The organism is Paraburkholderia kururiensis JCM 10599 = LMG 19447 (assembly GCF_003986935.1).
GTDB lineage: Bacteria > Pseudomonadota > Gammaproteobacteria > Burkholderiales > Burkholderiaceae > Paraburkholderia > Paraburkholderia kururiensis.
The window spans coordinates 234317-260805 of sequence record NZ_RJZE01000009.1 but is presented as its reverse complement, the minus strand read 5'-3'; the positions used below and the strand labels follow the sequence as shown (position 1 = coordinate 260805).

The following is a 26489-nucleotide window of genomic DNA, read 5'->3' as shown; positions in this document are numbered from 1 at the left end:
ATCAGTTCCGGGTCAAGGTTCAAGCCCTTGCCCGGTTCAATCGTCACTTCTTCCTTGCGTTTGCGTGGCATAAAGTGGCTCCTTGGCCATCAGTTTATGCCTCACACACAAAGGTTCGGATAGGCTCTCCCAGGGTTGTCCAGTTACTTGTTTCAACCTTACCGCGCCCGGACGGATGACGACGGTGTGGGATATTTCAACGGCCTGCTAAAGCAGCACATCGTCGTAGACTCGCGAGAAATTGCGCTTGTCCACCCCGGCGGTGTCGCGTCTGAACAGCCGGTTCCGCAAACCTGCGGGCTAACCGCATGCGCAAAAGGGCGATGACTTTGCCCCGTGCCGGCGCCACCGGAAGCCGCACGCAATCACGGCCCGTCTCGCCCACAGTGGTGTAGAAGACAAGAACGACCTGGACGGAATCACTAGTTCGTCACGCACACGCATGCCTGGTTTGCCGAATCCGGCAAACCAGGCAATCTATTCGAGCGCCGTTCCGACACTCATGTTGCGTGGCCTATCCCCGGCTGTCGCCGTGGTCTGCGCGCGCTTCGTAGGTGACTTGTGTCCGTCCTTCTTACACGTCCACCGTATCCTGCCGGTCCTGCATCGCGATCGCCGCTGGCGAGGCGGTGATGGAGTGCGGCAGTTCCGTCACGACGCGCATCGCGGCCGGATCGCTGAAGCTGCTCCTGCCGGTCTCCACGTGACCGGCGGCGCGCCAGGCAAAGGCGGCGCCGTCCGATACCGTCAGGTCGTACCATTGGTGGCTGTGCCGGAGAGCCCAGACTTCCTCGACGAACCCTTCCGACGGAATCGCGAAGTGACGCGTCTGCGCGCCATACGCGTTGTCCGTGACGGACAGCCTGACGGCTTCGCGCCCTTTGTTGGCAATCCTGAGCACTACGTTGCCGTTGGTCTCGTCATACCCGACGACCACCGTCGGCCTGGCCGACTGGTGCCGCACCTTCTTGTCCTGCTCAATGGCGCCGACGAACTGGCGCACGAAGCCGTTCGGGCCGTAGACGAGGAAGTTGTACACGCCTTCCGTGCCGGACAGGTCGAAGGTATCGACCAGTGACTTGCCGGCTTCCACCGTGTAGCGCCACGGGCCGTCGCTGCGGTTGGTCGCGTAGACGTAGAAGCTCGCGCCCGCCTTGCCGGTGTTCGAGAAGCGGATCTGGAATGCGTTGTCCTGGTCGGCTTCGTGGCCGTTCACGTGCAGTTCGTAGGGCAGTGCGCGCGCGGCGCGCACGCCGGGCTCCTGGGTCTGGATCGTCGCGGGGTTCGGCGGCGAGGGCACCACGGCCTTCGGGTTCTGGCAGGACGCGTCCGACATCGCCTGGTAGCTGCTGGTGTCCGGCAGCCTGGGGACGGCCGCGTCCGGTGTGCCGAAGTCGAAGCAGCTCAGCAGGTCGCCCGACACGGCGCGGCGCCACGGGCTGATGTTCGGTTCCATCACGCCGAAACGCTGTTCGATGAAGCGGATTACCGAGGTGTGGTCGAACACCTGCGAGTTGACGTAGCCGCCCTTGGTCCACGGCGAGATCACGATCATCGGCACGCGCGGGCCCATTCCGTAAGGCAGGTTGTCGGCGGTGTAGTTGCCGCCGCGCGCGGGGTTCACGACGTTGTGGATCTCGGCGCTCACGTCCACGGTCGAGAGCCCCTGGGCGCGACTGGTCGGCGGCTGGGGCGGGGCGATGTGGTCGAAGAAGCCGTCGTTCTCGTCGTACATCAGGAAGAAGACGGTTTTGCTCCACACCTCCGGATTGGCCGTCAGCGCGTCGAGAATCTGGGCGATGTAGGTCGCACCGTAGGCCGGCGTGTAGCTCGGGTGCTCCGAGTAGATTGCCGGCGGGCACAACCACGAGACCTGCGGCAACTGGTTGGCCAGCACGTCGTTCTTCAGGTCGGCCAGCGTGCGCACCGCGTTGCCGCGCGTTTGCAGCGCGGAGCCGGCCGGCGCGTTGATGAAGTTGGCGAAGTTCGGCAATACGTTCGTGCCGTAGTTGCCGTTCACCGGATCGTTGCCGTTGACGCCCTGCTGGTAGATCTGCCACGAGATGCCGGCGGCCTGCAGGCGCTCCGGATAGGTGGTCCACGTCAGCAGATCCCACTTGGGCGGCAGGTCGTTATCGACTGCGTCGTTGTTGTCGAGCAGGGGGCCGCCCTGTTTGCCGGTAGGGTCCACCATGCCGGTCATGAGGTACATGCGGTTCGGATGCGTCGGCCCCGGCATCGAGCAGAAGTAGTTGTCGCAGATCGTGAATGCGTCGGCCAGCGCGTAGTGGAACGGGATGTCCTCGCGCACGTGATAGCCCATCGTCAGGTCGGACTTGTTGGCCGGCCAGGCGTCCATGCGGCCGTTGTTGATCGCGTAATGGGTCGGGTACCAGCTGTGGTCGAGGTCGCCCAGGCATTCGCTGATCTTGTTGACGTCATAGCGGAACGGCAGCACCGGCGTCTGCGGATTCTCCCTGGACGGCTGGAACCAGACCGGCTGGCCGCTCGCCAGCGGGATCGGGAAGCGGTCGTTGTAGCCGCGCACGCCGCGCAGATGCCCGAAATAATGGTCGAACGAGCGGTTTTCCTGCATCAGCACCACGATGTGCTGGATGTCGTGGCACGAGCCGGTGCCGGAGGCGGCCGGAATGGCCAGGGCCTTGCGGATTGCGTCCGGGAACATCGTCACGGCGGCGGCTGCGCCGGCCGTCGAGGCGGCGGTTCGCAGGAAACGTCGTCGGTTATACGTAGACATGGTTGAGCCTCTCGTCAGAGATAGGGTGGTGCGTGGGTGGGCGGCTTGCTATGACGACTGCTAAAAACGGCCGGTCAATTGCTTTCATCCGCCGCGGGTTCGGGCGGGTAATGAACGACCGGGGTGGATTGCTCGGCCGCCGCCCACGGTGCATCGTCGGGGCTGCGTCCAACCGCTTGCGCCAACGGCGGGGCGGCGCGCGGCGGATCGACGGTTTCGGTCACGCCGGCCGACATCGAGATGGCCGGCGAGGGCGGATCGATCGTGGACGGCACGGGCGTTCCGGGCGCGGGGATCTCTGCCGAGGGAGCGCCGCCGAAGCGGGTGGCGCCTGCTACCTGACGGACCGCGTTGCGGGCTGGTTGCAGCGAGCGCGCCGCGACATCCGGCTGGACCGCGGCCGCCTCGGGCGGCTGGGTTTTGTCGCAAGCGCTCAGCATCAACGCGACTGCTAGCATGCCCAGTATCGTGGATACTTTCATTTTGCCGACCTGTCACGATGCCTGAATTAAAGACGGACATATCTTGAATCACAGTTGGTGTCATATTTGTGAATGAAGCGGTACGCAATTCGCAGAATCAATTCCGTCTTTTATTGTGAATGAAATATTAAGATGAGACGACCGATGAGATTTTTTGAGGATTCCAGCCGAACGGGTGGGGATTGTGGGAGGTTTGGAGTGCGTGAGTTGTGTGTTTTTTATCAGGTCTTAAAATAACGTGGCTAAATTATCTGATGGAATTTCCTGGTGGAAGTGGTACGGCGATTTAGCGATTCAATCGCACGGCAAGGAGAATGAGTGTGATGAGGGAATTCAAGTGGCAGAAGATACTCTGCTAGACCTCCGTCGCCTCCCCACGCATCCGTTCCCTTCCGATCAATCCACTCGCCTCCCTCACTGTGACGCCCGGGCGACCCTGTGGTTTCAGAAATACCTCGCGTCCGAAGTACGGTTTGCAATTGTATTCGTGTGGCCACCCATTCATCGAGAAGATTTGGTATTCGTGGTATTCGGTGAAGTCGCTCCTTACAGAAGTTCACACCAAAGTCTATGATCCACGCTTTGGGGCTCGAAAATTTCACTAGTGCGACAACGACATACCGGGATGTGTCAATTCGCTTGTACTGCATTGCGCACTCGGTGGATGGAATCAATGCTGGACCACCAAACTCTAGCGCAAGCTCGTACGAATCGCCGCACTTGAAATCGTTATGGTTTCTATTTTGAATAATCCACGCATTGAGGCTAACCGTCAATTCATTCATGTCAAGATAGCGATCAAGAGGGAAGCCTGATTTGCATCTCAGGGATGCTCGTGAACTTTCGCGTAGTCCTCCTCGTATGTGACCGGGTCTGCAAACACCTCATCCCGCTGTGCAATCAAGAAGCTCGCTTGATTTTGTAGCGATGGCTTTCCGTAATCGACGCCATCGCGAAGCGCAAAGGCCTCTATGAGCTGGCCGACTTCATAACCCCGACGCCGTTTATCTAGGACCGGTGGTACGGCGAAAAGCCCGAAATCAGGTGCAAAGGCGGATGGGCGGTTTGACCGGGCCGACTTCATCTACATTGCACGCGATGACGAATACCTGTGTCCAGCGGGTCAACGGGCTATATACCGATACACCTCCTTCGAAAGCGCTAACCTGCTGGAGCAGAGAACATACTGGAGTAGCGCTTGCCCGAAGTGCCCGATGAAAAGCCAGTGCACGCCTGCTGATTACCGTCGTATTCGACGATGGAAACATGAAGCGGTGCTTGAGGCGATGCAGTCCAGGCTGGATCGTCAGCTAGACGCCATGACGATACGACGCCGGACAGTTGAGCATGTGTTCGGCACACTCAAGCACTGGATGGGTTCGACGCACTTCCAGACGCGCGGACTTAACATGTCGCCGCCGAAATGAGCTTGCATGTGCTGGCCTACAACCTCAAACGCGTGATCAGGATTCTCGGGTTCGCAAAGACGATGCGTGCAACGAAGCTGGCAGGCGCGTGACCTCGCGTGCCGACGCTGTCGCCAATAAAACACGATCACGTCATCCGCCTGCGGCTGGTCTAACGCAACTGCGCTCCCCCGGGCGTCACCGGTCGGCCGTTCCGCATGTTTTTACACAGCCTCGGCCGTCAACGGGCCGAAGCCCGTTCGCCAAATATATCACGCCGTGATATATTTGGAGGTGGCCGATCTACCTCGGTGCGCTCACGTCGTTGGTTTCGAAGCGAAAGCGCAACGTGATAGGCGCCTCGCGAAGTGCTTTCTGGTCCGCCTGCCTTGTATGGAGGGATGTCATGAGCAAGACGAGAACGTTCGATATCTATCGCTACAACCCGGATCAGGACGCCGCTCCTCGTATGCAGCGTATTGAGATCGAGACGGTGCCGGGCGACCGGATGCTGCTCGATGTCCTGGTCCGGCTCAAGTCGCTCGACGAGACGCTCAGCTTCCGCCGCTCGTGCCGTGAAGGCGTGTGCGGCTCGGATGCGATGAACATCAACGGCAAGAACGGTCTGGCCTGCACGACAAATCTCAACGATCTTCCCCACCACACGGTCCTGCGCCCGTTGCCTGGGTTTCCCGTCGTGCGCGACCTGATCGTGGACATGACCGCGTTTTTCAAGCAGTACCACTCGATCAGGCCTTACCTGATCAACGACACACCCCCGCCTGAGCGGGAACGACACCAGACGCCCGAGGAGCGTGATCAGCTCGACGGCCTCTACGAGTGCATTCTGTGCGCATGCTGTTCCAGCGCATGTCCTTCCTACTGGTGGAACCCGGACAAATATGTCGGCCCAGCCGGCCTTCTGCAGGCCTATCGCTTTCTGGTGGATTCCCGCGACGAGGGGACGGGCGAGCGACTCGACAATCTGGAAGATCCATATCGCCTCTTCCGGTGCCGGACGATACTGAACTGCACGGACGTCTGCCCCAAAGGTCTCAACCCGGCGAAGGCAATCGGCGAAATCCGCACCATGCTCGCACGACGAGTGATCTGAACCATACCCGGCAGCAGGGGAGAGTGCTATGGCACTGAGACATGCATCGCAAGGTGAACTGATCGATGTCCGTCCGTTGGATAAGGCGCTGTCGAATTCGCCGCCCGTCACGCTCATGCGTTCGGATCACCTCGAAGTGGTCCGCCTGGTCCTTCCTGCCGGCAAGCACATTCCCGAACATCGCGCACCTGGCGAGATCATCGTGCAGTGTCTGGAGGGCGTGGTCAGGTTCGGTATGGCGTCGGGGACAAAACTGATGCGCGCGGGCGACATGTTGTTTCTCGCTGGTGATGAACCGCACTGGCTCGAGGCCGAGGAGAGTGCCTCGCTACTCGTGACGCTCTATCTTCCGCCTGGCCACGGGGCGCGCGCAGACAAATAATCAACGGCTACGAGCAGCCGGTAACCGCAGGCTTTGAAGGGAGTTCGAAATGAACGAGCACGCGCGTATCGAATTTCTCGTCGCCCGCGACGGATTGCCGGAGGCTGTCCAATGGGTGCGCCGCACGATGTCGATCTACCGCCGCGCGGTTCTGACGAAGGGGCACTTCGCACATTGCCCACCGTACCGTCAGCGATTCATTGCCGCGTATCTGGATTTCAGGAAATGGTTGCGAACCGCCCCGACCGTGTGAGCGATGGGGCTCCGACTTCGCATTTGTGACGTTGGACACAAACGGACTCGCATCACCGCTCAGCGAGCACCGGTCAGTCCTCCTTTCGCGAGAGGTGAATGATGGACGATTCGATGTATCCCCTGCCGGACGCAGAGATCGCCGCGCGGCGCAAAGAACTCGCGCCCGCGACGCTGGCCGCTTTCAAGGCATTTAGCGAAGCCGTCTTCGCGGAAGGCGCGTTATCGGCCAAGACGAAGCAGCTCATTTCGGTAGCCGTGGCCCACGTCACGCAATGCCCGTACTGCATACGCGGCCACACCCGGGAAGCCATGAAGGCCGGCGCCACCGAAAGCGAGATCATGGAGGCGATCTGGCTGGCCGCCGAGATGCGTGCCGGCGCCGCCTATGCCCACTCGACACTCGCGCTCAACGTGATGAGACAGCAGGCAGAGCGGAAGGGAGTTGAAAATGGCGAGCATCGTTGACAGGCTGATCGCGGAACACCGACGGCTCGATCGATTGGTCGATCTTCTCGACAGCAGATCAATTTCCACCGAATCCGCGGCAGAGTCGAACGCCGCCCTCCTGGTGGATGCGCTCTATTATCTGACGCGGTTTCCGGACGTCGACCACCATGCGCTGGAAGACCGCATCATCGAAAGGCTGATCGGGAAGCAAGCGTTGGGCGTCGAACTGGGGAGCGAGTTGTCGAACCAGCATGCAACGCTTGCACGACTGGGCCACGAGTTGATTCAGGACCTTGAATCGATGCTTCGTGACGAAAACATGTCGCGCGCGCTGCTGCAGTCCCATGTTCGCCTTTATGCAGAACGCCTTCGGCACAACATGGCGCTCGAGGAATTGACGCTGTTTCCGGTCGCCGTGCGCCATCTCGACGACGCAGACTGGTCGCTCATCGAGCAGACGGTTCCCGGCCAATCCGTGGATCCGCTCTTTCAAGAGCCGGTGCAGGAGCGGTTCGCACAACTCCACCGCATCATCGCCACCGAGGCGGCATGCGGCTGCGAGGGCTTCGATCTTTCTCGCGACTGACACACGGCGACTCGCCGACGCAGAAATAAACTGTCATGGATTTCGTAGCGAACTTCGGGATGCACGGCGGTGGCACATTCCACGCTTCTTCGCAAATTGCACGCGAGCAGTGAACGAGGCCGGATACGCTGATTAGTCCGCTCGCAACGGTTACAGCGGCCACCCTTCCGAACAACGAATCCTTTACCAAACAAAAACGAGGTCATCACGCTTCTTCGTCGGGGCATGGCTAGGCTGTAAAGCCATCAAATCGTCGTAACCCTGCGACGATCCATCGGCCGGAGCGGTCCATGAACGAAGCAAGTGTCGGCTGTACGCAGGCATTAGATACTGATGCATGCTCTGCCCGTGTGGCATGGGCCGGCATGCAAATGGCCTGTGGGCCTGCATTCAGGCGTACCTTTCCATTGGCCGTTGATGGCCATCTGCCGTTTGTACCGCCTGGGCGGGACCAGTCAACGGCAAGTGCAGCGAGGATCCGACTGGAACTGGCCCGTGCGCGGCATATGCTGGTTCGGCTGGATGCCGCGGAAGCCCTCGTAGTCCTGCAGCGTGTTGAACGACAGATTGCGCTGGTACCGGGGCAAGACATGCTGGCGCTGTTCAGCGAGGTTGCGGCCATGCGCGCCGCGTCACTTGTACTGCAGGACGATGTGACCGCGGCGCTTGCTGCCGCACTGTCTGCGTTGCGGCTCCACGCTCGTTCGCCGGCAGCGCACGTCGCGCGATCCGTGTGTCGATACGTGTATTGGCACCTCGGCGATATGACGCAGCTAGAGGCACCGACATCCGGTGAGACTGGCGAGTACCCCGACCGGTTGCGGGCAGCGACCGCGGTATTCGATTGTTCAGTCGACGCAATGACCGAGCTGCGGCAATTGCATCTGAATTCAGCCCAGGCATTGGCCGAGCATGCCCTCAACATGGCGCAATACATCGGTGACGTATCGCCGTCAATCGATGTGTTGCCGGCGAGCATAATCGGACAGGTGCTCTTTGAGCGGGGGCGCCTGGAGGAAGCCCATGCACTGATCGCGCCTCGCCTGCCTCATCTGCGCCGCGCAGGCATGGTCGAGGGTGTGCTCCGTTGCTACAGCCTCCTCGCGCGCATCGCTGCGGCGCGCGGACAGCCAGGCCATGCACTAGCCTTGCTCGCCGAAGCCGAGGAACGTGCGATCAAATCCCGCTGGCCGCGCCTGCGCGCCGCGAGCCTTGCACAACAGGTGGCAATCCATCTCGGGATGGGATCAGCTGCCGAAGCAACGGGTTGCGCGCGACGGCTGGAGGCGCAGATCGCAGCATGTGCGCCGCAGGGTGGTATGCCGAGCTTCGAAATGGCACGTTACCTTGCAATCACTCAGGCGCGTCTGGCGCTTGCGCGGCCGAATGGCACGTTCGGTGTTCAGCAGCTTCAGAATGTCTACCGCGATTGCGTATCGCGGCACGATTACATCAGTGCAGTCGAGGTCGCGCTTCTACTGGTGGAAATGCAATTGCAGCAGCAGCGGCAAGACGAGGCTTTCGAATTGCTCGCTACGCTCATGCTCTACGCCGTTGCAGCAGGGCGCCGCCTCGCACAGTGCGACGATGCCCGCGTCGACGTCGAAGCCCCAGATTTACGAACGGCGTGTGAGATGACATGAAGCGCCTGTGTACTCGACGTGCAGCAGCGGGTGACGCTATGCATCTCCTGTGCGTCCCATGGCGCCTCTGAATACACGGGCGCGTAGCCAGCAGCGAGCAACAGGGCATTGCGCTCGCGCAGCGGCACATCGAGCGTCTGTGCAAGTGTCAGCAGCGTGTCCCGACCCGGCACGCTGCGCCCGCTTTCGATGAAACTGATCTGACGCTGCGAGACGCCTGCCTCGAGCGACAGATCGAGTTGACTCATGCCACGTACGTCGCGCCAATACCGCAGCAGGTCGCCGAGATCACCCGGCAGCGCTTTCGCATCGGGACTCATGGCGCGCATCAGACTCCCCCCATTGACATGGATGACCAAGGTTGGCTCAGGGTACAGGCGCATGCCAGGCGAACGCCTCGAACTGCGCTTCGAGCGGAGGGTGCGTTACGCTGCTCGTGTAATTCGTGATCGTCGATGCGGCCACCACCGCAATGACCTCGAGTATCTGCTCGAGGCTGAACCCCGCTTCCAGAAAGTGTCGCTGGTCAGATTCGGCCAGGTGGCCGCGTTTTTCTATCAGCGTGCGCGCGAGAGTCGATAGCGCGGCCAGTCCAGCGTCGGCCGGCAAGGCACCGTGCCGGATCGCATCGATATCGGCGCGGGGTACGTCCTGCTTCAACGCGAGCGCCGTGTGAAACGCGACCGGCCATGCGCTGGCGTTCGCGACGGCGTTGGTGAGCAACACTGTCTGAATCTGCGGCTCGGTCAGGCTGCTCGCATGGACGCGCTGGAACAGGCCCATGAAGCCGTTGATCAGCACCGGCGACCCGGCCATCGTGGCCGCGATGTTCGGGATCAGCCCGAACGCCTCCTGCAATTGCTGGAGCACGGGCCTCGATTGTGGGGGAGCGGTTTCGATCGTGTAAGCGGTATAGCTGGACATGGTATTTCCTCGGCGATGAGCGCTACCGGAATGGAGGCGCGACAGCCGAAGAGTAGAAGCGGTCGTTCATTGCGCCAATTACATCCGATGTAATCAACGCGGCGAAGCATGGCATGCGGCGTATGGAATTGTCGTGCGTTTGTGGCCAGGCTGAACGACGGCTGTCGAAAGCAGAACTGACGTCAAAGCTTGTTGGTCGCCACACGACGCCGCGCGCATTGGCTCGACAGCACATCGGGCAAGAACCATCCGCGAAGTTCACCCCGCCGTCCCCACCCGGCAGGCGTGGTCCAGCAATCCCTCCGCCGTCCCCGTCCCATCGTCGCCATCCAGACTGCTGTTCACCACAATCCATCCATCGCCGGCATCCGCCCCCGCGCCGGTCACGAGAATCGTCTGCGTGTCCATGGCCTGCCCATCCGGCAGGCTGCGCGCCACGATGCGGAAGGGATTGCTCGCGTCTTTCAGGCTCGTCACGCGCATGACGCGGTAGCGGTTGCCGTCCAGCGTCATTTCGCGCCACGTGTTGGGCGAATCGGTTCGATGGGGCGCGAGCGCGCTCGTCACGTCGGGCCGCAGGCAATCGATGTGGATATGCAACTGGTTTTGCGAGCGCCGATGCGCCGAGTTGATCTCGAGCCCGATCTGATCCGCGGCGAGCGTGCGCTTCACGCGCGTTTCGACGTAGTGCCGCGAGGTCCATGCGTCGGCCCAGTACTCGGGCGAGCCGGCGTAGAGAATCTCGGCGCTTTCGATGCCCGCAACGCGATCGGTCGGAATCAGCAGATATTGCGCAGCGCCGTTGATGTCCTTGAGCAGCGCGTAATGCGCCTGCAAATCCACCTTCGTGCACGGTCCCGGCGGCCGCGACGCCTGCGCGGCCGGCACGCACTGGCCGCCTACGATCTTCCACAACGCGTTCGAATCGACGGCGGCCAGGTGCGTGCACGCCGTGCTCGCCAGCACGGCAAGGCACGCGGTCAGCGCAGTGAATGCGATGGAAAGGGCGCGCGGCATCTGTGCGCGCGGCACGTATTGGGCGAGGCGCACGCCGCTCATAGCACGGGCGCGGGTAGTAGGCCGAGAATCTGTTCGAACGCGATACCGATGGCGAGCAGCCGGCGGTCGCTGCCGAGCGGTCCGTCCAGTTCCAGTCCCACCGGCAGTTTCGCGGACGTGAGGCCGGCCGGCAGCGAAAGGCCGGGCACGCCGGCGTTGCTTGCGGGGTCGGTATTGCGCAGATAGGCGTTCATCTCGTTGACGGGCGGGCCGCCGTCGATGGAGACGCTCGACGAGCCGTTCACTTCGTCGAGCGGCACGGCGGCGAGCATCGTGGTGGGAAAGAGCAGGGCATCGAGCCGGTGAGTCGCGAAGGTCTCGGCGTAGTGCTGCTGGAGCTTCGGCCGCCACACGGTGATCGCCTCGTGGTACGCGTCGCGCCAGCCGCCGTCGAGTATCGCGTCGTAGGCGCGGCGCACGTCGGGGCTCGCGATACTCGCGGCGAGCGCGGCCACGGTCTTCACCGGCGCGCGGTTCGCGACGAGCCAGTCGTGCACGTCCTCGCCCGCTTCGTGGATCGCGACGGGGCCGCCCGTGCGTTCGTCGAGCATGAGCAGGTCCGCCATGGCCACTTCCACAAACGTCACGCCGGCCGCTTCGAGCTGCTTGAGCGCGTCGCGTGCCGTTGTCTCCAGCGCGCGTTCGAGGCCCTCCCACAGCGGCGCGGGCAGGCCGATTCTGAGCGTCGCGAGCGATACGTCGGGCAGCGTGGCGTCGCCTGTGATGACGCCGTCGAGCAGCGCGATGTCGGCGACGGTGCGCGCCATCGGGCCTACGGTGTCGCGTGTGTGCGAAATGGGCACCACGGCCTGCGGATCGTGATAGCGGCGCGCCGCGCCGCCGTCGCCCACCGAGGGCCTGAAGCCCGCAATGCCGGTCAGCGCGGCTGGAATGCGCGTCGAGCCGCCGGTATCGCTGCCGAGGCCGGCCGGCACGATGCGCGCCGCGATGGCGGCGGCCGTGCCGCCCGACGAGCCGCCGGGGATCAGCCCCGGGTCGTAAGGGTTGCGCACGGGGCCCGCGTGCGTGCTCAGATTGGTGCTCGTAATGCCGAGCGCGAGTTCGTGCATGTTGGCCTTGCCGAGCAGGATAGCGCCTGCTTCGAACAGGCGCTTCGCCGACGGCGCGTCGTCAGCGGCCTTGTAGCCGGCGAGCGCAGGCGTGCCGCCCGTCGTGCTGAGCCGCCGCGTATTGATGTTGTCCTTGATGACGACGGGCAAGCCCGCGAGCGGCAGCAAGGCGCGCGCCTCGGGCGTCATGGCGTCGATGCGGCGGGCGTCGGCCAGCGCGCCTTCCACGTCGAGTTCGGTCAGTGCGTTGAGATTCGCGAGCGCCTGCGCTCTGGCGAGGAGTGTCGCGACGTAATCGGTGGCCTTCAGATGGCCTGCCTGGATGGCTTGCACGGCCTGCACCGCGGTCAAGGCGAGTTGTGTGTCGACGCTCCACGTCATGCGCAAGGCTCCTCACCCAGGTTTGTCATCGTTTCAGAAAACGCAGCGCGAAGCGCGCGACGGCGGGCATCACCGAAGGACGCACCAGCCTTGCGTCGTAGCCGCTCATGCGCCGCTCGTTTTCTTCGAGGCACATGTCGAGGAGCGCTTTCGGCGTCAGCGTTGCGTTGAGCGTGCCGCGATTGGCGGCAAGGAAGTTGGAGTCGTGCACGCCACCGTCCGCGTCGATGCCGCGCGCAATGGCAAGCCGTTCGCGCACGAGCGCAATCCAGATTGCCGCCACGCGCAGCGCGTGCCACGGACGCCGCCACCACGGCAGATTGCGCCGGTACCAGGTCACCCAGTTCACGAAGAAGAGAATGTGGCGCGCTTCTTCCTGGATCACGGGCTCGAAGGTTTCGACAAGCGGCTCGGGAAAGTAACCCGATTCCCGCGCGGCGCGAAAGAGCCCGAAGGCGAAGAAGCTGTCGATGCATTCGCTGTAGCCCGTGAGCATCCAGGCCCATTCGGCATCGCGCGGCTCGATGTAGTCGGGCTCCGGCGCAAGCGCGATGCCGTAGGCCTGCACGAGCTTCGAGAGCACGACCTTGTGGCGCGCTTCCTCGGCGGCGTCGAGCGCGAGCGCTTCGGCAAGGAGCGGCTCGCGGATGCTCGCGGCGTAGGTCCTCACGCGCACCGAGGCGCGGCCTTCGGTCTGCACGGCCATGTCCCAGATGGGCAGCGACGTGAGGCGCGCAAGCGCGTCGGGCGCGAGCGGCGGCCAGTCGATGACGGCGGGCTTGTAGGGGTGGTGGGTGTCGAGCAGCATCCGGCAGAACATGCGCCGGTGGTCATCGGAGCCGATGCGCACGGGACCGGGCGTGTCGAACGTCCAGTGGCGGAACGCCGTATCGGCGTCGGCGTGGTCTTCTGCAACATGCGACAGGGTATCGGACATGGAGCGCGAGAGCAGGCGGCGAGGATGCCGCCTATTCTGTCACACCCCTCGCAGCGGCGCCGTGACGGCGGCAATGCGCGGCGCGCTGGTCCGGTTACTGTCCGCGTTTGCGGTTGTCGATCCACAGGCGGCCCCAGCGGGACGCATAGGCGAGGGCATGTTCCTCGTCGAAGAAGTAGTCGAGGGCATCGAACGAACGCGCGTCGCTTTCGTTGGCGGCGGCGGTTTCCGTGGCCACCCGTTCGATGGCGACGCGCTCGATGGTGAGGCCGGCGGCGAAGAGGCCGTTCGGCAGACGCTGGGCGACTGGCGTGACCTCGTAGCCCTTGTATTGGATAGCCCGGTTCATGGTTCTCGCGTGCAAGGTTGCTTCATTTGACGACTGAAGAGCAGCCTACGGAACGCAACGCGGCGGCGGAACCAATCTTTCTTCGCAAGCAAATCGATCGCGGTGTGGAACGCTCATGAGGGACGAGAGAGACGAGGATGAGCGCCTCGCCTGCATGCGCGAGCTTCCATGGCCGAGCGCGAAGGCCCGGCCCGTCGCCCTCGGCACGTCGTCAACCGGCCAGGCTCAGCAGCCGCGCACTGCGATGCGCCGCCGATGCGACTGCCTCATCCTCTTCTTCGGCGCGCCCCGCGTTGAATGCGATGGCGAATTGCGCGGCCTGTTTGCCCACCGTCGCCAGTTGATCGACCACCTTCGGGTCCGAACACGTGTGCGGCGTCTCGAAGCGCGTCTCCAGCGTGTTGATGCCGGCGCCGAACGGCGTAGGCCAGCCGCGCAGCGCATGGACGATGGAGCGCAGCGAGGTCAGCACCGAACCGGCTGCCTGCCAGCCATAGGCCGTGACGATGCAGCCGACGGCGCGTCCGTCGAGATAGGGCCGCTCGTCGTTGCGCAGTTCTTCGAGTGTATCCAGCGCGTTTTTCACGAGGCCCGAGACGCCGCCGTGATAGCCGGGCGTGGCGATGACGAGCGCGTCGGCGGCGCGTACGGCTTCGATCAGTTCGCGCTGCTCCTGCGTGCGTTCGGGGTTTTCAGGCGCGTAGTGCGGCAACCGATGCAGGAACTCGCCGCCGAACAGTTGTGTGCGCGCGCCGGCGCTTTCGGCGCCGCGCAACGCAAAGTCGAGCGCGCGCTCCGTGGACGACGCAGCCCGCGTCGTACCGCCAATGCCCACGATGAGCGGCTGGCGGGAGGAATCGAAAAGGGTCAACGCAATGCTCCTTCGTTAGCGGAAGCCGGCGCGCTCGCGGCGCGGGGAACGCGCGACGGCAAGGGACCGGACAGGGGAAGCACGAAGCCGAAATCAAGGCAGGCTGTAAGCCTGAACCGCCATCTTAGTGACCGGGGGTAGCCGCGCGAACCGACTTTTCGTGCTAACGATATGAGGCGACGAGGGTATTGCAGCGCGGGGAGAGGAAGATGAGAGATCGCGCGCGAGCGCCGCGATAAGCATATGCGAAAGCATTCGTTGTGGAGGCGGGCGACGACTGGCTACGATGAAGCCGTCTCCTCTTTTGATGACACTCCTTGACATGGGACTGGGCTCCGGCCACCGGAAGGTGCCGGAGTTTTTTTTGTGAGGTCCGCGTGCAGCCGCAGCGCTATGTGGGCGCGGCGCTACGTGGACGCGGCGCCATCGCGTCTTCAAACCTGCATGACGTTTCCGTCCGGGCCGATCTTGCGCGGAATGTCGTGATCGAGATCGAGTGGCCGTTTGGCGCGGCCCGCGCCTGACCCTGCCCCAGCGCCGGTTCCATTGCCCGCAGCGCTGCCCGAGCCGGCCGCAGCCGGATCTGCGACTTTGCGCGCCGTGGTGTGGTCGCCGTTTTGTGCCCGCTTCTGGCGCGACCCCTTGCGCGCGCCGGCCGCCGGCTTGTGCAGGCGCTGCCGCGCTTCGGGTGGGTTCCACACCTCGACGTAGTGCTCGCCGGCCAGCGCCGGCAAGCTGAAGTCGAACAGCAGGGCGCACAGCACCGCACCCGTCAGAATGAATCGCACGTCGTTTCTCCGTATCGCCGTAGCGCCCGTTGTTTCGCACTTCATGGGCGGCGGCAGTGCGCGCCGGTTCCCACACACGAACCGTCGCAGCCTGGGCAGTAATACCGGTCGCGCACCGCGGCGTCCACCACCCACGACTGCGTAGACGCCGGCGCCCGCGTGCCGACTGTCCGACCGTTCTCCGCCGCGAAAAAAGCCGGCTCGCCAGCCTTGCCGCGATGGACGGCTTCTTCGATCACCGCGTCGCCGAATGCCTGCCGCAACTGCGCGACGAACGCCGCCACCTCCGGCATGGGGTGCGTGATGGGGTGCGTGTGGGCCGCTGTGCCGGGCGGCACGCGCTGCGCTTCGTTACCCGCAGCGTCGCGTGTGCCCTGCGCCGCGTTGCCGTTGCGCATAGCGTGAACCCCTGTTTCCATGGCACCCATGGCACTCCGTTCCGGCAGGAATTTTCTCTGAAAAATACTCGCTCGATGTGAACCGGCGGCGCGCAGCATACTGTACATTTATACAGGATTTCCCATAAACCGCAAGCTGGAAGTTCCAGCAGGTGAGGCCGCCCATGCAGATCACGGTGACGATTCCGCCCGACCGGCTCGACCCGGAAGGCGCGCAGGAACTGGCCCGCATTCTCGGCTGCGACGCCGCCGCGTTGCCCGGCGTGCTGGGCCGGCATGCCGAGGCGGCGCTGAGCGAATACCTTTCCATGTACCGCGGGCAGAAGGTGCTCAAGCGCGGCAGCGACATGCTCGAATACCGGCTGTACCTGCTGATCTCGATTGCGCTTGCGGGCCGCATTCCCGACGAGCAGTTCGTCTCCGCGCTGTTCCAGACCACGTCGGCGGAAAGCCGACGGCTGATCCGCTCGGTGCTGTCGAAATATCAGTATCAGTTGCAGGAAGGGCTGCGGGCCACCATGGCGGCGTCCATGACGAGTCTTGCCTACGACCGCGAGGGCGGCGTCTACACCATGGTGCTCAACAACACGAACATCGTGGACGAGCTGAACAAGCTGCTCGCCGCCGCCGACGGCACGCTCACGCCGGTCACGCGCCGGCGCGGCAGCGTGTCGACCTACGACATCCGGCCGTCGAGCTACGAGCAATTGTGCAAGCTGCTCGGAGTGCCGCCGCAGACCGATCATCTCGGCGATGGATGAAGCCAGCCGGGCAACCGGGAACGCTGGAACGCCAAAGCACCAAAGCACCAACCGCAGCCCAAAGGAGGCCCGCCCGCATGACCGACCTGCTTGCCGCCGCGTCGCTCCTGACCGCGGCCGTCACCGTGCTGTATGGCTTGTGGTATCCCGAGATTGCCCGGGCGCTGGAAATGCCCGTGCCGGCGCGCGCCGCCGACGCCGGGCCGCGGCGGCATCAGGTGAGGATGGTGCTGCGCGCCCGCGTCGTGCCGCTCGCGGTGCTTTCGGTGTGCGTGGCGCTGGTGTTTGTACCCGATGCGCTCGGCATCGTGCGCGAGGCCGTTTCGCTCGTTTCGCACGAGCCGCTGGCTGCGCTGCACTACGATTCGCGCAAGACCGCCGTCTGTCTGATCGTGGTGTTTTCGCTCGGTCTTGCGCTGCACATCGTGTTGCTGGCGTGGCGTACGTGGCGGCTGTTGCTGAGGCTCACGCCGTCGTGAACGGCACGCGGCGTTCAACCCGCCGCGCTCAACTCGCGACGCTTATCGCGTCACCCGTGCCGCATTCACCCCGCCAGCTCCCCCGTTCCGCCCTGGGTAGCCAGCGCACCGCCGTCGGGCTCCGTGCGCCGCTTGCGGCCGGCCTTCGCGCCCGCACCGGCGCCTGTGCCGTCGGACTTGCGGCGCGTTGCCTGCCGTTCGATCACGCGTTGCAGCAGGCAGAACGCGCAGAGCAGGGCGCCGATCACGATGCGCGTCCACCACGAGCTGAGCGTGCCGTCGAAGGTGATGAGCGTCTGGATGGTGCCCAGAATGCCCACGCCGAACACGGAGCCGATCACGTAGCCCACGCCGCCCGTCAAGAGCGTGCCGCCGATCACCGTGGCCGCAATCGCATCCAGTTCCATGCCCTGGCCCTGCAAGCCGTAGCCGGAGAGCACGTAGAGCGTGAACACGAGCCCGCCCAGCGCCGAACAAAAACCGCTGAACGCGTAGACGAGCACCTTCGTGCGCGCCACGGGTAGACCCATCAGCAGCGCCGAGCGCTCGTTGCCGCCCACGGCGTAGACGTTGCGTCCGAAGCGCGTGTAGTGCGCGATATAGATGGCGACGAAGAGCGTGACGATCGCCACCAGCGCGCCCGCGTTCAGCGACCCGCTGCCCGCGCGCACGCTGAAGCCGGCAATCGCGTGAAAGGCGGGGTCGTTGATCGTGATGGATTGCGTCGTGATGAGAAAGCACGTGCCGCGCGCGAGGAACATGCCCGCCAGCGTCACGATGAACGGTTGCAGCTTGAGGAAGTGGATCAGCGCGCCCATCGCGGCGCCGTAGAGCGCGCCGAACGCGAGCACCACCACCACGATGGCCCACACGGGCCAATGCAGCCGCTCGGAGCCCACCGCGCACAGAATCGTGGTGAGGGCGAGCACGGCGCCCACCGAAAGATCGATGCCGCCCGAGACGATCACGAACGTCATGCCGATCGCGATGATGAGCAAAAACGAGTTGTCCACGAGCAGGCCGAGCAGCACCTGCAGCGAGAAGAAGCCCGTGTACATCACCGAGCCGAAGCCGAACAGCGCGGCGAACAGCATGACGGTGACGGCGATGGGCAGCGTGCGCGGGTCGATCAGCGGACGCAGCCAGCGCTCGCGCAGCGGGCGGCGCGGTCCGGAATTGAGGGCGCTCATTCGGATGCCTCGACGATAGGCCGGGTCCGCGCGGCAGGCAGGACACGTTGGAGATGGCGCGCGAGCAGCGCGCGGATGGTAGCCGACTGGATCACGCTCACCACGAGCACGACGGCAGCCTTCACGACGAGCGTCGCTTCGGGCAGCACGCCGATGGAGTAGGTGGTGTACGTGAGCGTCTGGATGATGAGCGCGCCCAGCACCGTGCCCGCCAGGCTAAAGCGCCCGCCCGCGAGCGACGTGCCGCCCAGCGTGACGGCGAGAATCGCGTCGAGTTCGAGCAGCAGACCCGCATTGTTGCCGTCGGCGCTGCGCACGTTGGAACTGGCGAGAATGCCCGCGACCGCGGCAGCCACGCCGCAGAACACATAGACGCCGAACACGATGGACGCCGAACGCAGGCCCGCAAGCCGCGTGGCAACCGGATTGATGCCGATGGCGCGAATGAAGAGCCCAAGCGCCGTGCGGTTCACGAGCAGCGCCGTCGCGATGATGGCGGCCAGTGCGATCCACACCGAACACGGCACGCTCACGAGGTAGCCGTCGCCAAGCACGAGATAGCCGGGCGCGCCGATCGGAATGATCTGGCCGCCTGTGAGCAATTGCGCGATGCCGCGGCCCGCCACCATCAGGATCAGCGTGGCGATGATGGGCTGCATGCCCACGAACGCAACGAGCAGCCCGTTCCACACGCCGGCCGCGATGCCGGTGCCGAGCGCTGCGGCAAGCGCGAGTCCGACTTGCGACGGGTCGTCCGCAAGCACCGTTGCCGCTGCGGCGCCTGCAATTGCCACGACTGCGCCCACCGAGATGTCGATGCCGCGCGTCGCGATCACGAGCGTCATGCCGAGCGACACGATCACGAGCGGCGCCGCGCGGTTCAGGATGTCGATGGGCGCGCCGAACAGGTGACCGTCCAGCATGCGGATGGAAAGAAACGCGCTGTTGTGCGCGAGATCGAGCAGCGTGAGCAGCACGAGCGTGACCACCGGCCACACGAGCGGATGCGCGAGCGCCGTTCTGACGAGTTTCATCGTTCGCCTCCCGCAATGAGCCGGTAGACGTGGTCTTCGGAGGCCGCCTCGGATGTGACCTCGGCCACCTTGCGGCGGTCGCGCAGCACGGCAATGCGGTCGCTCACGCGCACCACCTCGCTCACTTCCGACGAGATGAACAGAATGGCGAGCCCCTTCGCGCAGAACGACAGCACGCGGTCCATGATTTCGAATTTCGCGGCCACGTCGATGCCGCGCGTGGGTTCGTCGAGAATCAGCATTTTCGGTTCGGTGGCGAGCCAGCGCGCGAGCAGCGCCTTCTGCTGGTTGCCGCCCGAGAGCAGGCCGATGGGCTGTTCGGCGTCGCGCGCCTTGATGCCCAGCAGCTTGATGTAGCTGTCCGCCATCTCGCGCTGCTTCGCGCGGCCAATGGCGCGCCACCAGCCGCGCCGTGCCTGGAGCGCGAGCACGATGTTTTCGCGCAGCGGCAGGTCGGCGATGATGCCTTCCTTCTTGCGGTCTTCCGGGCAATAGCCGATGCCGTGGCGCACGGCGTCGTGCGGCGAGCGCAGCTTCACGCGTCGTCCGCCGATGCTCACTTCGCCGCCGTCCGCCTTTTCCGCGCCGAAGAGGAGCCGCGCAGTTTCGGTGCGGCCCGAACCGAGCAGCCCCGCGAGCCCGACAATCTGGCCTTGCGCGATGTCGAGATCCACGGGGTTCATGAGTCCGCGGCGCGAGACGCCGCGCATTTCCACGAAGGGCCGCGCGTCGCCCGTGGGCGCCGCCTTTCGCTCTGCGACGTCGCGTTCCAGCCGCTCGCTCATACCTTCATGACCCACCATCTTCGCGACGAGCTGCGTCATGGGCAGGTCTTTCGCGAGGTATTCGCCTTCGCGTTCGCCGTTGCGCATCACGGTGATGCGGTCCGACACCGCGTAGGTCTGTTCGAGAAAGTGCGTGACGAACAGGATCGCGATGCCCGAGTCACGCAGCTTGCGCAGCACCGCGAAAAGACGCGCCACCTCGCTGTCGTCCAGACTCGAGGTGGGCTCGTCGAGAATCAGCACGCGCGCATCTACGGACACAGCGCGCGCGATGGCCACCATCTGCTGCACGGCGACGGGATACGCGTCCAGCGAACGCGTGACGTCGAGCGTCACGTTGAGCGCCGCCAGTGCATCGGCGGCGCGCGCGTTGATGGTCTTCCAGTCGATCGCGCCGCGCCGTTTCGGCTGGCGGCCGGCAAACACGTTCTCCGCCACAGAAAGGTTGGGGCACAGGTTGATTTCCTGGTAGAGCGTGCGAACGCCGGCCGCTTCCGCTTCGAGCGGCGTCGCGAAACTCACTGCCTTGCCGTCCAGCCGGATCTCGCCGGCGTCGTGAGCATGCACGCCGGTGAGCACGTTGATGAGCGTCGACTTGCCAGCGCCGTTCTGGCCCATCAACGTGTGGATCTCGCCGGGAAAGAGCCGGAAGTCGACCTGGTTGAGCGCCCGCACGCCCGGAAAGGACTTGCTGACGCCCGTCGTCTCGAGTATCGCGTTAGCCGCCATAGGGTGCCGTGGCTTAGTACTTGCGCTGCGGCATGATCTGCGCCGCGACGCTCTGCGGGAACACCGTTTCGTTCGTCACGATGCGCTTGGGCAACTGCTTGCCGGCCACGAGGTCTTTCACCGCGGTCATGAGCTGCGGCCCGAGCAGCGGGCTGCATTCCACGTCCACGTTGATCTTGCCCGCGACCATCGCCTGAAAGCCGCCGTGCGTGGCGTCGAACGAGACGACGCTCACATCCTTGCCCGGCTTCATGCCCGCTTCTTCCATGGCCTGGATTGCGCCCAGCGCCATGTCGTCGTTATGCGCGTAGACCACGTTCATCTGCTTGCCGTAGGTCTTCACGAACGCTTCCATGACCTGCTTGCCGCCCGCCAGCGTGAAGTCGCCGCTCTGCGACGCGATGATCTTGAACTTCGGATCGTTCTTGATCACTTCCATCAGGCCTGCATGGCGGTCGTTCGCGGGCGCGGAGCCCACCGTGCCCTGCAATTCGACGATGTTGATGGGACCGGCATCGTTGCGATAACGGTCTTCCAGCCACTTGCCCGCGCGCCGGCCTTCTTCGAGGAAGTCGGAGCCGATCATCGTGGTGTAGAGCGACTGGTCTTTCACGTCGATGGAACGGTCGGTGAGAATCACCGGAATGCCGGCCGCTTTCGCTTCGGTCAGCACCGGCTCCCAGCCGGATTCGACCACGGGCGAAAACGCGATCACGTCCACCTTTTGCGCGATGTACGAACGAATCGCCTTGATCTGGTTTTCCTGTTTCTGCTGGGCGTCCGAGAATTTCAGATTGATGCCCGCTTCCTTCGCGGCGCTCTTGATCGAGACCGTATTGGCGGTGCGCCATGCGCTTTCGGCGCCGACCTGCGCAAAGCCGAGCGTGATCTTTTTCTCGTCCGCATGGCTGCTGACAGCGGTCAGCGCGAATGCGGCGGCAAGCAGCACGCGAAGCGTCATGCGTTTCGTGGGTTCCATGGGGTGTGTCTCCGGTTCGTGTCGTTGGTATCCGGCACCGCCGTTCGCGTCCTGAGTCGGGTCTATGTGCCCGACAGCGGCAAGCACCGGTTCCTGCAGGCCCTGCTGTGACTGCTGTGTTGCCGACTGCTGATTGCTGCCCTGGTGTTGCCTGTTTGTTGCCTGGGTGTCGCCTGGGTGTTGCCTGTTAATCCTGGTAATACCGGATGTCTTGTGGCCGCGTTATTGCTGGCTGGATTCCGGCTTTCTTCTGCGCTTTTTTTTCTCAGGTTCTGTGAGTCTGCTTCGGTCATTTTTCATCCCGAAATGTGGCATGGTCAGGATGATTAATAGACATACTATATTCACCGAAACAGCCGCATGTGATCCGTGTTTTCCCCACCTAGCGCGAATAAATAGTCATGCTATTTGTTGATAAGGACGGCAATAAATCGCCGTCGTCCCACCATTTGCGCCCCGCATTGCAGCATCGGAAAAATGGACCCTTCCCATGACAGATAAAACCCGCAAGCTGCGTTCGGCCGAATGGTTCGGCAGCGCCGACAAAAATGGCTTCATGTACCGCAGCTGGATGAAAAACCAGGGCATTCCGGACCACGAATTCGCGGGCAAGCCGATTATCGGCATCTGCAATACGTGGTCGGAACTCACGCCGTGCAACGCGCATTTCCGCAAGCTCGCGGAGCACGTGAAGCGCGGCATCTACGAAGCCGGTGGTTTCCCCGTGGAATTTCCGGTCTTTTCGAACGGCGAATCGAATCTGCGGCCCACGGCGATGTTCACGCGCAATCTCGCGAGCATGGACGTGGAAGAGTCGATTCGCGGCAACCCCATCGACGCGGTCGTGCTGCTCGCCGGCTGCGACAAGACCACGCCCGCGCTGCTGATGGGCGCCGCGAGCTGCGACGTGCCGGCCATTCTCGTCACGGGCGGGCCAATGCTCAACGGCAAGCACGAAGGCCACGACATCGGCTCGGGCACCATCGTCTGGCAGTTGAGCGAGGCCGTGAAAGCGGGGCGCATTTCGCTCGACGAATTCATGTCCGCGGAGGCGGGCATGTCGCGCTCGGCGGGCACCTGCAACACGATGGGCACGGCTTCCACGATGGCCTGCATGGCCGAGGCGCTGGGCGTCACGCTCCCGCACAACGCGGCCATTCCGGCCGTGGACGCGCGCCGCTACGTGATGGCGCATCTCTCCGGCATGCGCATTGTCGAGATGGTGTGGGACGACCTGCGAATCTCGAAACTGCTCACGCGCGCAGCCTTCGAAAACGCCATTCGCGTGAACGCGGCGATTGGCGGCTCGACCAACGCGGCCATTCATCTGAAGGCCATCGCCGGCCGCGTGGGCGTGCCGCTCGAACTGGACGACTGGACGCGCATTGGCCGCCACACGCCCACTCTCGTCGACCTGCAACCGTCAGGGCGTTTTCTGATGGAGGAGTTCTATTACGCGGGCGGTCTGCCCGCGGTGCTGCGACGCCTGGGCGAAGCCGGGCTCCTGCCGCATCCCGACGCGCTCACCGCGAACGGCAAGACGCTGTGGGACAACGTGCGCACGGCGCCTAACTACAACGACGAAGTGATCCGCCCGCTCGACAAGCCGCTCGTGGCGGACGGCGGCCTGTGCGTGCTGCGCGGCAATCTCGCGCCGAACGGCGCGGTGCTGAAACCCTCGGCGGCTACGGCTTCGCTGCTCAAGCATCGCGGCCGCGCGGTGGTGTTCGAAAACCTCGAAGACTACAAGGCACGCATCGCCGACCCGGCGCTCGACGTGGACGCGAACTCCGTGCTCGTCATGAAGAACTGCGGTCCGAAGGGTTACCCCGGCATGGCCGAGGTCGGCAACATGGGTCTGCCGCCGAAGCTCCTGCGCGAAGGCGTGAAAGACATGGTGCGTATTTCGGATGCGCGCATGAGCGGCACGGCGTACGGCACGGTGGTGCTGCACGTCGCGCCGGAAGCACGCGCGGGCGGCCCGCTTGCCATCGTGCGCGACGGCGACTGGATCGAACTGGACTGCGAGACCGGCCGCCTGCATCTCGACATCACGGACGCCGACATGACCGCGCGCCTCGCGCAATGGAAAGCGGCGCAGCAAACGCTGCTCGCCGACACGAGCGGCTATCGCAAGCTTTACGTCGAACACGTGTTGCAGGCCGACGAAGGCTGCGACTTCGATTTCCTCGTGGGGTGCCGCGGGGCGGAAGTGCCCCGCCATTCGCACTAGATGTGCAATTAGATGTGGACGGGGCCGAGCACGCTGTCGGCATCCGCGCGTGCGTTTTCGAGCTGCACGAGGCTCGCGTGGCGCGCGCCCAGCGGGTCGCGGTTTTGCAGCGCCGTGAGTATCGCCTTGTGACGCGGCAGCGAAAGGGCGTGCGTGTCCGGATGGCGGCTCGTCAGCTTGATGGATTCCGATAACGCGAGCGACAGCATGTTGCCGATGTAGGCCAGCATGTCGTTGTGGGTGGCCGCCATGATGGCGCGATGAAATTCGAGGTCGGGCGCGAGCAGGTCGCCCACCGTGGGCGCGTGCTCCATGCGTTCGAAGGCGGAGCCGATGCGCTTGAGGTCTTCGTCCGTGGCCGCCGTGGCCGCGAGCGCTGCGGCGGCCGGCTCGATGATGCGGCGCACGGCCAGCAGCGAATGGAAGAACGCGCTTTCCGGCACGCTGTTGATGGTCCAGTAGAGCACGTCCGGGTCCAGCATGTGCCATTCTTCGCGCGGCCGCACCACGCTGCCCACGCGCGGCTTCGACACCACCAGCCCCTTCGCCACCAGCACGCGCGTCGCCTCGCGCAGCACGGGCCGGCTCACGCCATAGGTTTCGCAGAGCATCGGTTCGGCGGGCAGCCGTTCGCCGGGCTTGAGCTTGCCGCTGACGATTTCGATGCCGAGCTCCTGCACGATGCGGGCGTGCATGCTCTTGCGGTTCTGAAGATGCCGGTAGTCCATGGTGTCCAGAGGGGGGCGTGCTGCCGCCGCTTGCCTTCCCATGCAAGCGCCGCGATGGCTGTTTGCTTTGGGTGAATCGTTGCGGCGTTCGCCTCGATTGCCGATGTTGCTGTCCGCGCTTCGCCGTCCTGCAACAGCCGGTGACGCCACGGGGTAGCGCTGCAACAGCATAGCACGCAGGTTTTTGCGCGCCGGCGCGCCTTTCGTCGTCTGTCGCCGTCTGTCGCCTTGTCTTGCCGTGGCTCGCCGTACGTCGCCGTGTGCTGCCTTGTCCGCAGCCGCGCGAAACGGCGGCATCCGTCGAGGCGTCACGCTCGCTGGAACGCCGATGCGCAGCGGCGGCTCGCAAAACGTAGTGGCCCGCTTGCTGTTGAGCTTTTTTCAGAATGCCTGAGCGGACGCGTTCGTACCATCGGGAGCATCCCGTCTTTTGTCGATAAAAGCCGATGCCTTTCCTTCGCAACGCCTGGTACGTGGCCGCCTTCAGCAGCGAGGTGAAACCCGACGCGCCGCTTGCGCGCACGCTGCTCGACCAGCCCATCGTCTTCTTTCGCGATTCCGCGGGCGCGCCCGTGGCGCTCGACGACCGCTGCCCGCATCGCTTCGCGCCGCTTTCGCGCGGGCGGTGCGTGGACGGCGCGATCGAATGTCCGTATCACGGGCTGCGCTTCGGCGCGGCGGGCGAATGCACGCACAATCCGCACGGCGACGGGCGCGTGCCCGCGGGCGCAAAGGTGCGCGGCTACCCGCTGCTCGAGCGCTACGGCGCGGTCTGGATCTGGCCCGGCGACCCGGCGCGCGCCGAGGCGAGCGCGCTGCCCGACTTCGGCTTTCTGGATCCGGCACATCGCTACACGAGCGAAGGCTATCTGCGCACGCAGGCGCACTATCAGCTGAGCGTCGACAACCTGCTCGATCTGAGCCACTTCCAGTTCCTGCACCCCGGCACGCTCGGCAGCGACGCCATGGCGCGCGGCAACGTCCAGTTCGCAAGCGACGACGAGACCGTCTGGGTCAGGCGCGAGGCGCACCGCGAGATCGTGCAGCCGTTCATGGCACGCTCGTTCGGCGTAGCGGAGGGCGCGAGTGTCGACCGCTGGTTCGACGTGCGCTGGAATGCGCCGGGGCTGCTGGCCATCGCCGTGGGCCTCAACGAAACGGGCGCGCCGCCGGAAAACGCGCGGGTCTCGCCGTCGGCCCACTGGCTCACGCCGGAAACGACCACCACCACGCACTACTTCTTCTCGTTCGGGCTGCCGCGCGAGATGGGCGAAGCGGGCCAGGCGATCGTCGATCAAGCGATCGAAGGAATCATGGAGCCCTTCAGGAACGAGGACCTCCCGATGCTCGAAGCGCAGCAGCGTGCGATCGGTGATCGCGACTTCTGGTCGATGCAGCCGGCGATGCTGACCATCGACAAGGGCGCCGTGCGCGCGCGCCGCATCATGGAAGCGAAGCTTGCCCGCGAAGCGGCGGGCGGGGAGGGCGCTGCGGGCGCTACGGATGCCGGCGCATCGTTGGCCGGTCAACGGCCTGCTGCGCAGGGCGCTCCACGGCAACCCGCTCCCCAGGCCGCTCCACAGCTCGCTTCACAGCCCGTTCCACAGCCCGTTCCACAGCCCGATTTGCCGGCCAACCACGCCACCTCGCAAGGCCCAAACGATCCGGCCCATTCCGACGACCCAGCCGCGGCGTTCTGGAAGATGCTCAACCTTGCCTAG

Annotated in this window: 25 protein-coding genes and 2 pseudogenes; 11 read left to right on the top strand and 16 right to left on the bottom strand. The window is 64.3% G+C overall.

The genetic code is table 11. The features are described 5' to 3' along the window. Positions 1-574: 574 nt before the first annotated feature. Positions 575-2758: a phosphocholine-specific phospholipase C gene (locus tag PKKP23_RS13430; RefSeq protein WP_126877240.1), complete on the bottom strand. Its 2184-nt coding sequence runs from the start codon at positions 2756-2758 to the stop codon at positions 575-577. 74 nt (positions 2759-2832) lie between these two features. After that, positions 2833-3240: a hypothetical protein gene (locus PKKP23_RS13425; protein ID WP_126877239.1), complete on the bottom strand. Its 408-nt coding sequence runs from the start codon at positions 3238-3240 to the stop codon at positions 2833-2835. 998 nt (positions 3241-4238) lie between these two features. Here PKKP23_RS13425 and PKKP23_RS13420 point away from each other — a divergent pair. From PKKP23_RS13420 to PKKP23_RS13390, 7 genes and pseudogenes are all read left to right on the top strand, one after another. Continuing rightward, positions 4239-4759, top strand: a pseudogene (locus tag PKKP23_RS13420) (transposase); the annotation flags it as partial. Between the two features lie 293 nt (positions 4760-5052). Further along, positions 5053-5760, top strand: coding sequence for a succinate dehydrogenase/fumarate reductase iron-sulfur subunit (locus PKKP23_RS13415; protein WP_126877238.1), 708 nt, complete (start codon positions 5053-5055; stop codon positions 5758-5760). A gap of 28 nt (positions 5761-5788) precedes the next feature. After that, positions 5789-6142 (top strand): cupin domain-containing protein, encoded by a 354-nt coding sequence (locus PKKP23_RS13410; protein ID WP_126877237.1) that lies wholly within the window; start codon positions 5789-5791, stop codon positions 6140-6142. A gap of 49 nt (positions 6143-6191) precedes the next feature. Next, positions 6192-6395, top strand: a complete 204-nt coding sequence (locus PKKP23_RS13405; protein ID WP_126877236.1) for a hypothetical protein — start codon at positions 6192-6194, stop codon at positions 6393-6395. 98 nt (positions 6396-6493) lie between these two features. Beyond that, the gene (locus PKKP23_RS13400; protein ID WP_199544249.1) at positions 6494-6862 is read left to right on the top strand and encodes a carboxymuconolactone decarboxylase family protein; all 369 of its coding nucleotides are present in this window, start codon (positions 6494-6496) and stop codon (positions 6860-6862) included. Beyond that, positions 6846-7430 carry a hemerythrin domain-containing protein gene (locus tag PKKP23_RS13395; RefSeq protein WP_126877235.1) on the top strand — a complete coding sequence of 195 codons (585 nt, stop codon included), beginning with the start codon at positions 6846-6848 and terminating at the stop codon, positions 7428-7430. The genes PKKP23_RS13400 and PKKP23_RS13395 overlap by 17 nt, the downstream gene beginning before the upstream one ends. 290 nt (positions 7431-7720) lie before the next feature. Next, positions 7721-9073 carry a hypothetical protein gene (locus PKKP23_RS13390; protein WP_126877234.1) on the top strand — a complete coding sequence of 451 codons (1353 nt, stop codon included), beginning with the start codon at positions 7721-7723 and terminating at the stop codon, positions 9071-9073. 26 nt (positions 9074-9099) lie between these two features. Here the strand turns inward: PKKP23_RS13390 and PKKP23_RS13385 are convergent. From PKKP23_RS13385 to PKKP23_RS13345, 9 genes and pseudogenes are all read right to left on the bottom strand, one after another. After that, a pseudogene (locus tag PKKP23_RS13385) lies at positions 9100-9402 on the bottom strand (helix-turn-helix domain-containing protein); the annotation flags it as partial. Positions 9403-9439: 37 nt separating this feature from the next. Further along, positions 9440-9997 (bottom strand): carboxymuconolactone decarboxylase family protein, encoded by a 558-nt coding sequence (locus PKKP23_RS13380; protein WP_126877233.1) that lies wholly within the window; start codon positions 9995-9997, stop codon positions 9440-9442. Between the two features lie 258 nt (positions 9998-10255). Further along, a complete protein-coding gene (locus PKKP23_RS13375; RefSeq protein WP_240658983.1) occupies positions 10256-11056 on the bottom strand; it encodes a CDP-diacylglycerol diphosphatase in 801 nt (266 codons plus the stop codon). Continuing rightward, positions 11053-12507 (bottom strand): indoleacetamide hydrolase, encoded by a 1455-nt coding sequence (gene iaaH / locus PKKP23_RS13370; protein WP_126877232.1) that lies wholly within the window; start codon positions 12505-12507, stop codon positions 11053-11055. The genes PKKP23_RS13375 and iaaH overlap by 4 nt, the downstream gene beginning before the upstream one ends. Before the next feature lie 25 nt (positions 12508-12532). Beyond that, positions 12533-13444, bottom strand: coding sequence for a ferritin-like domain-containing protein (locus PKKP23_RS13365; RefSeq protein WP_126877231.1), 912 nt, complete (start codon positions 13442-13444; stop codon positions 12533-12535). Between the two features lie 94 nt (positions 13445-13538). Beyond that, a complete protein-coding gene (locus PKKP23_RS13360; protein ID WP_126877230.1) occupies positions 13539-13793 on the bottom strand; it encodes a transcriptional regulator in 255 nt (84 codons plus the stop codon). Between the two features lie 211 nt (positions 13794-14004). Further along, the gene (locus PKKP23_RS13355) at positions 14005-14664 is read right to left on the bottom strand and encodes an NADPH-dependent FMN reductase (RefSeq protein WP_126877229.1); all 660 of its coding nucleotides are present in this window, start codon (positions 14662-14664) and stop codon (positions 14005-14007) included. Positions 14665-15098: 434 nt separating this feature from the next. After that, complete coding sequence (locus tag PKKP23_RS13350) at positions 15099-15452, bottom strand: hypothetical protein (protein ID WP_240658981.1); 354 nt, start codon at positions 15450-15452, stop codon at positions 15099-15101. Between the two features lie 41 nt (positions 15453-15493). After that, complete coding sequence (locus tag PKKP23_RS13345) at positions 15494-15880, bottom strand: hypothetical protein (protein ID WP_413215027.1); 387 nt, start codon at positions 15878-15880, stop codon at positions 15494-15496. 134 nt (positions 15881-16014) lie between these two features. Between PKKP23_RS13345 and PKKP23_RS13340 the strand changes: the two genes are divergently transcribed. Next, the gene (locus tag PKKP23_RS13340; RefSeq protein ID WP_126877228.1) at positions 16015-16611 is read left to right on the top strand and encodes a hypothetical protein; all 597 of its coding nucleotides are present in this window, start codon (positions 16015-16017) and stop codon (positions 16609-16611) included. Positions 16612-16688: 77 nt separating this feature from the next. Then, positions 16689-17090: a hypothetical protein gene (locus PKKP23_RS13335; protein ID WP_017775525.1), complete on the top strand. Its 402-nt coding sequence runs from the start codon at positions 16689-16691 to the stop codon at positions 17088-17090. Positions 17091-17155: 65 nt separating this feature from the next. On the opposite strand, the gene yjfF is transcribed toward PKKP23_RS13335, so the two are convergent. Genes yjfF through PKKP23_RS13315 form a run of 4 tightly spaced genes read right to left on the bottom strand, consistent with a single transcriptional unit; the run spans position 17156 to position 21807 of the window. Then, positions 17156-18280, bottom strand: coding sequence for a galactofuranose ABC transporter, permease protein YjfF (gene yjfF, locus PKKP23_RS13330; protein WP_126877227.1), 1125 nt, complete (start codon positions 18278-18280; stop codon positions 17156-17158). After that, the gene (locus PKKP23_RS13325) at positions 18277-19314 is read right to left on the bottom strand and encodes an ABC transporter permease (RefSeq protein ID WP_126877226.1); all 1038 of its coding nucleotides are present in this window, start codon (positions 19312-19314) and stop codon (positions 18277-18279) included. Before PKKP23_RS13325 ends, yjfF begins: the two co-directional genes overlap by 4 nt. Continuing rightward, the gene (locus PKKP23_RS13320; RefSeq protein ID WP_126877225.1) at positions 19311-20828 is read right to left on the bottom strand and encodes a sugar ABC transporter ATP-binding protein; all 1518 of its coding nucleotides are present in this window, start codon (positions 20826-20828) and stop codon (positions 19311-19313) included. The genes PKKP23_RS13325 and PKKP23_RS13320 overlap by 4 nt, the downstream gene beginning before the upstream one ends. A 13-nt stretch (positions 20829-20841) precedes the next feature. Further along, the gene (locus PKKP23_RS13315) at positions 20842-21807 is read right to left on the bottom strand and encodes an ABC transporter substrate-binding protein (protein ID WP_017775529.1); all 966 of its coding nucleotides are present in this window, start codon (positions 21805-21807) and stop codon (positions 20842-20844) included. A gap of 490 nt (positions 21808-22297) precedes the next feature. Between PKKP23_RS13315 and PKKP23_RS13310 the strand changes: the two genes are divergently transcribed. Beyond that, positions 22298-24040: an IlvD/Edd family dehydratase gene (locus PKKP23_RS13310; protein WP_126877224.1), complete on the top strand. Its 1743-nt coding sequence runs from the start codon at positions 22298-22300 to the stop codon at positions 24038-24040. Positions 24041-24048: 8 nt separating this feature from the next. Here PKKP23_RS13310 and PKKP23_RS13305 read toward each other — a convergent pair whose 3' ends face one another. Continuing rightward, positions 24049-24768 (bottom strand): FadR/GntR family transcriptional regulator, encoded by a 720-nt coding sequence (locus PKKP23_RS13305; protein WP_017775531.1) that lies wholly within the window; start codon positions 24766-24768, stop codon positions 24049-24051. A 446-nt stretch (positions 24769-25214) separates the two neighbouring features. On the opposite strand from PKKP23_RS13305, the gene PKKP23_RS13300 reads away from it, so the two are divergent. Continuing rightward, entirely contained in the window at positions 25215-26489 is a 1275-nt protein-coding gene (locus PKKP23_RS13300) for an aromatic ring-hydroxylating oxygenase subunit alpha (RefSeq protein ID WP_126877223.1), read from the top strand.

Coding starts and splice junctions, on each gene's coding strand:
- PKKP23_RS13430 (WP_126877240.1), bottom strand. CDS start 2,758: ATGTCTACGTATAACCGACGACGTTTCCTGCGAACCGCCGCCTCGACG.
- PKKP23_RS13425 (WP_126877239.1), bottom strand. CDS start 3,240: ATGAAAGTATCCACGATACTGGGCATGCTAGCAGTCGCGTTGATGCTG.
- PKKP23_RS13415 (WP_126877238.1), top strand. CDS start 5,053: ATGAGCAAGACGAGAACGTTCGATATCTATCGCTACAACCCGGATCAG.
- PKKP23_RS13410 (WP_126877237.1), top strand. CDS start 5,789: ATGGCACTGAGACATGCATCGCAAGGTGAACTGATCGATGTCCGTCCG.
- PKKP23_RS13405 (WP_126877236.1), top strand. CDS start 6,192: ATGAACGAGCACGCGCGTATCGAATTTCTCGTCGCCCGCGACGGATTG.
- PKKP23_RS13400 (WP_199544249.1), top strand. CDS start 6,494: ATGATGGACGATTCGATGTATCCCCTGCCGGACGCAGAGATCGCCGCG.
- PKKP23_RS13395 (WP_126877235.1), top strand. CDS start 6,846: ATGGCGAGCATCGTTGACAGGCTGATCGCGGAACACCGACGGCTCGAT.
- PKKP23_RS13390 (WP_126877234.1), top strand. CDS start 7,721: ATGAACGAAGCAAGTGTCGGCTGTACGCAGGCATTAGATACTGATGCA.
- PKKP23_RS13380 (WP_126877233.1), bottom strand. CDS start 9,997: ATGTCCAGCTATACCGCTTACACGATCGAAACCGCTCCCCCACAATCG.
- PKKP23_RS13375 (WP_240658983.1), bottom strand. CDS start 11,056: ATGAGCGGCGTGCGCCTCGCCCAATACGTGCCGCGCGCACAGATGCCG.
- iaaH (WP_126877232.1), bottom strand. CDS start 12,507: ATGACGTGGAGCGTCGACACACAACTCGCCTTGACCGCGGTGCAGGCC.
- PKKP23_RS13365 (WP_126877231.1), bottom strand. CDS start 13,444: ATGTCCGATACCCTGTCGCATGTTGCAGAAGACCACGCCGACGCCGAT.
- PKKP23_RS13360 (WP_126877230.1), bottom strand. CDS start 13,793: ATGAACCGGGCTATCCAATACAAGGGCTACGAGGTCACGCCAGTCGCC.
- PKKP23_RS13345 (WP_413215027.1), bottom strand. CDS start 15,880: ATGGGTGCCATGGAAACAGGGGTTCACGCTATGCGCAACGGCAACGCG.
- PKKP23_RS13340 (WP_126877228.1), top strand. CDS start 16,015: ATGCAGATCACGGTGACGATTCCGCCCGACCGGCTCGACCCGGAAGGC.
- PKKP23_RS13335 (WP_017775525.1), top strand. CDS start 16,689: ATGACCGACCTGCTTGCCGCCGCGTCGCTCCTGACCGCGGCCGTCACC.
- yjfF (WP_126877227.1), bottom strand. CDS start 18,280: ATGAGCGCCCTCAATTCCGGACCGCGCCGCCCGCTGCGCGAGCGCTGG.
- PKKP23_RS13325 (WP_126877226.1), bottom strand. CDS start 19,314: ATGAAACTCGTCAGAACGGCGCTCGCGCATCCGCTCGTGTGGCCGGTG.
- PKKP23_RS13320 (WP_126877225.1), bottom strand. CDS start 20,828: ATGGCGGCTAACGCGATACTCGAGACGACGGGCGTCAGCAAGTCCTTT.
- PKKP23_RS13315 (WP_017775529.1), bottom strand. CDS start 21,807: ATGGAACCCACGAAACGCATGACGCTTCGCGTGCTGCTTGCCGCCGCA.
- PKKP23_RS13310 (WP_126877224.1), top strand. CDS start 22,298: ATGACAGATAAAACCCGCAAGCTGCGTTCGGCCGAATGGTTCGGCAGC.
- PKKP23_RS13305 (WP_017775531.1), bottom strand. CDS start 24,768: ATGGACTACCGGCATCTTCAGAACCGCAAGAGCATGCACGCCCGCATC.
- PKKP23_RS13300 (WP_126877223.1), top strand. CDS start 25,215: ATGCCTTTCCTTCGCAACGCCTGGTACGTGGCCGCCTTCAGCAGCGAG.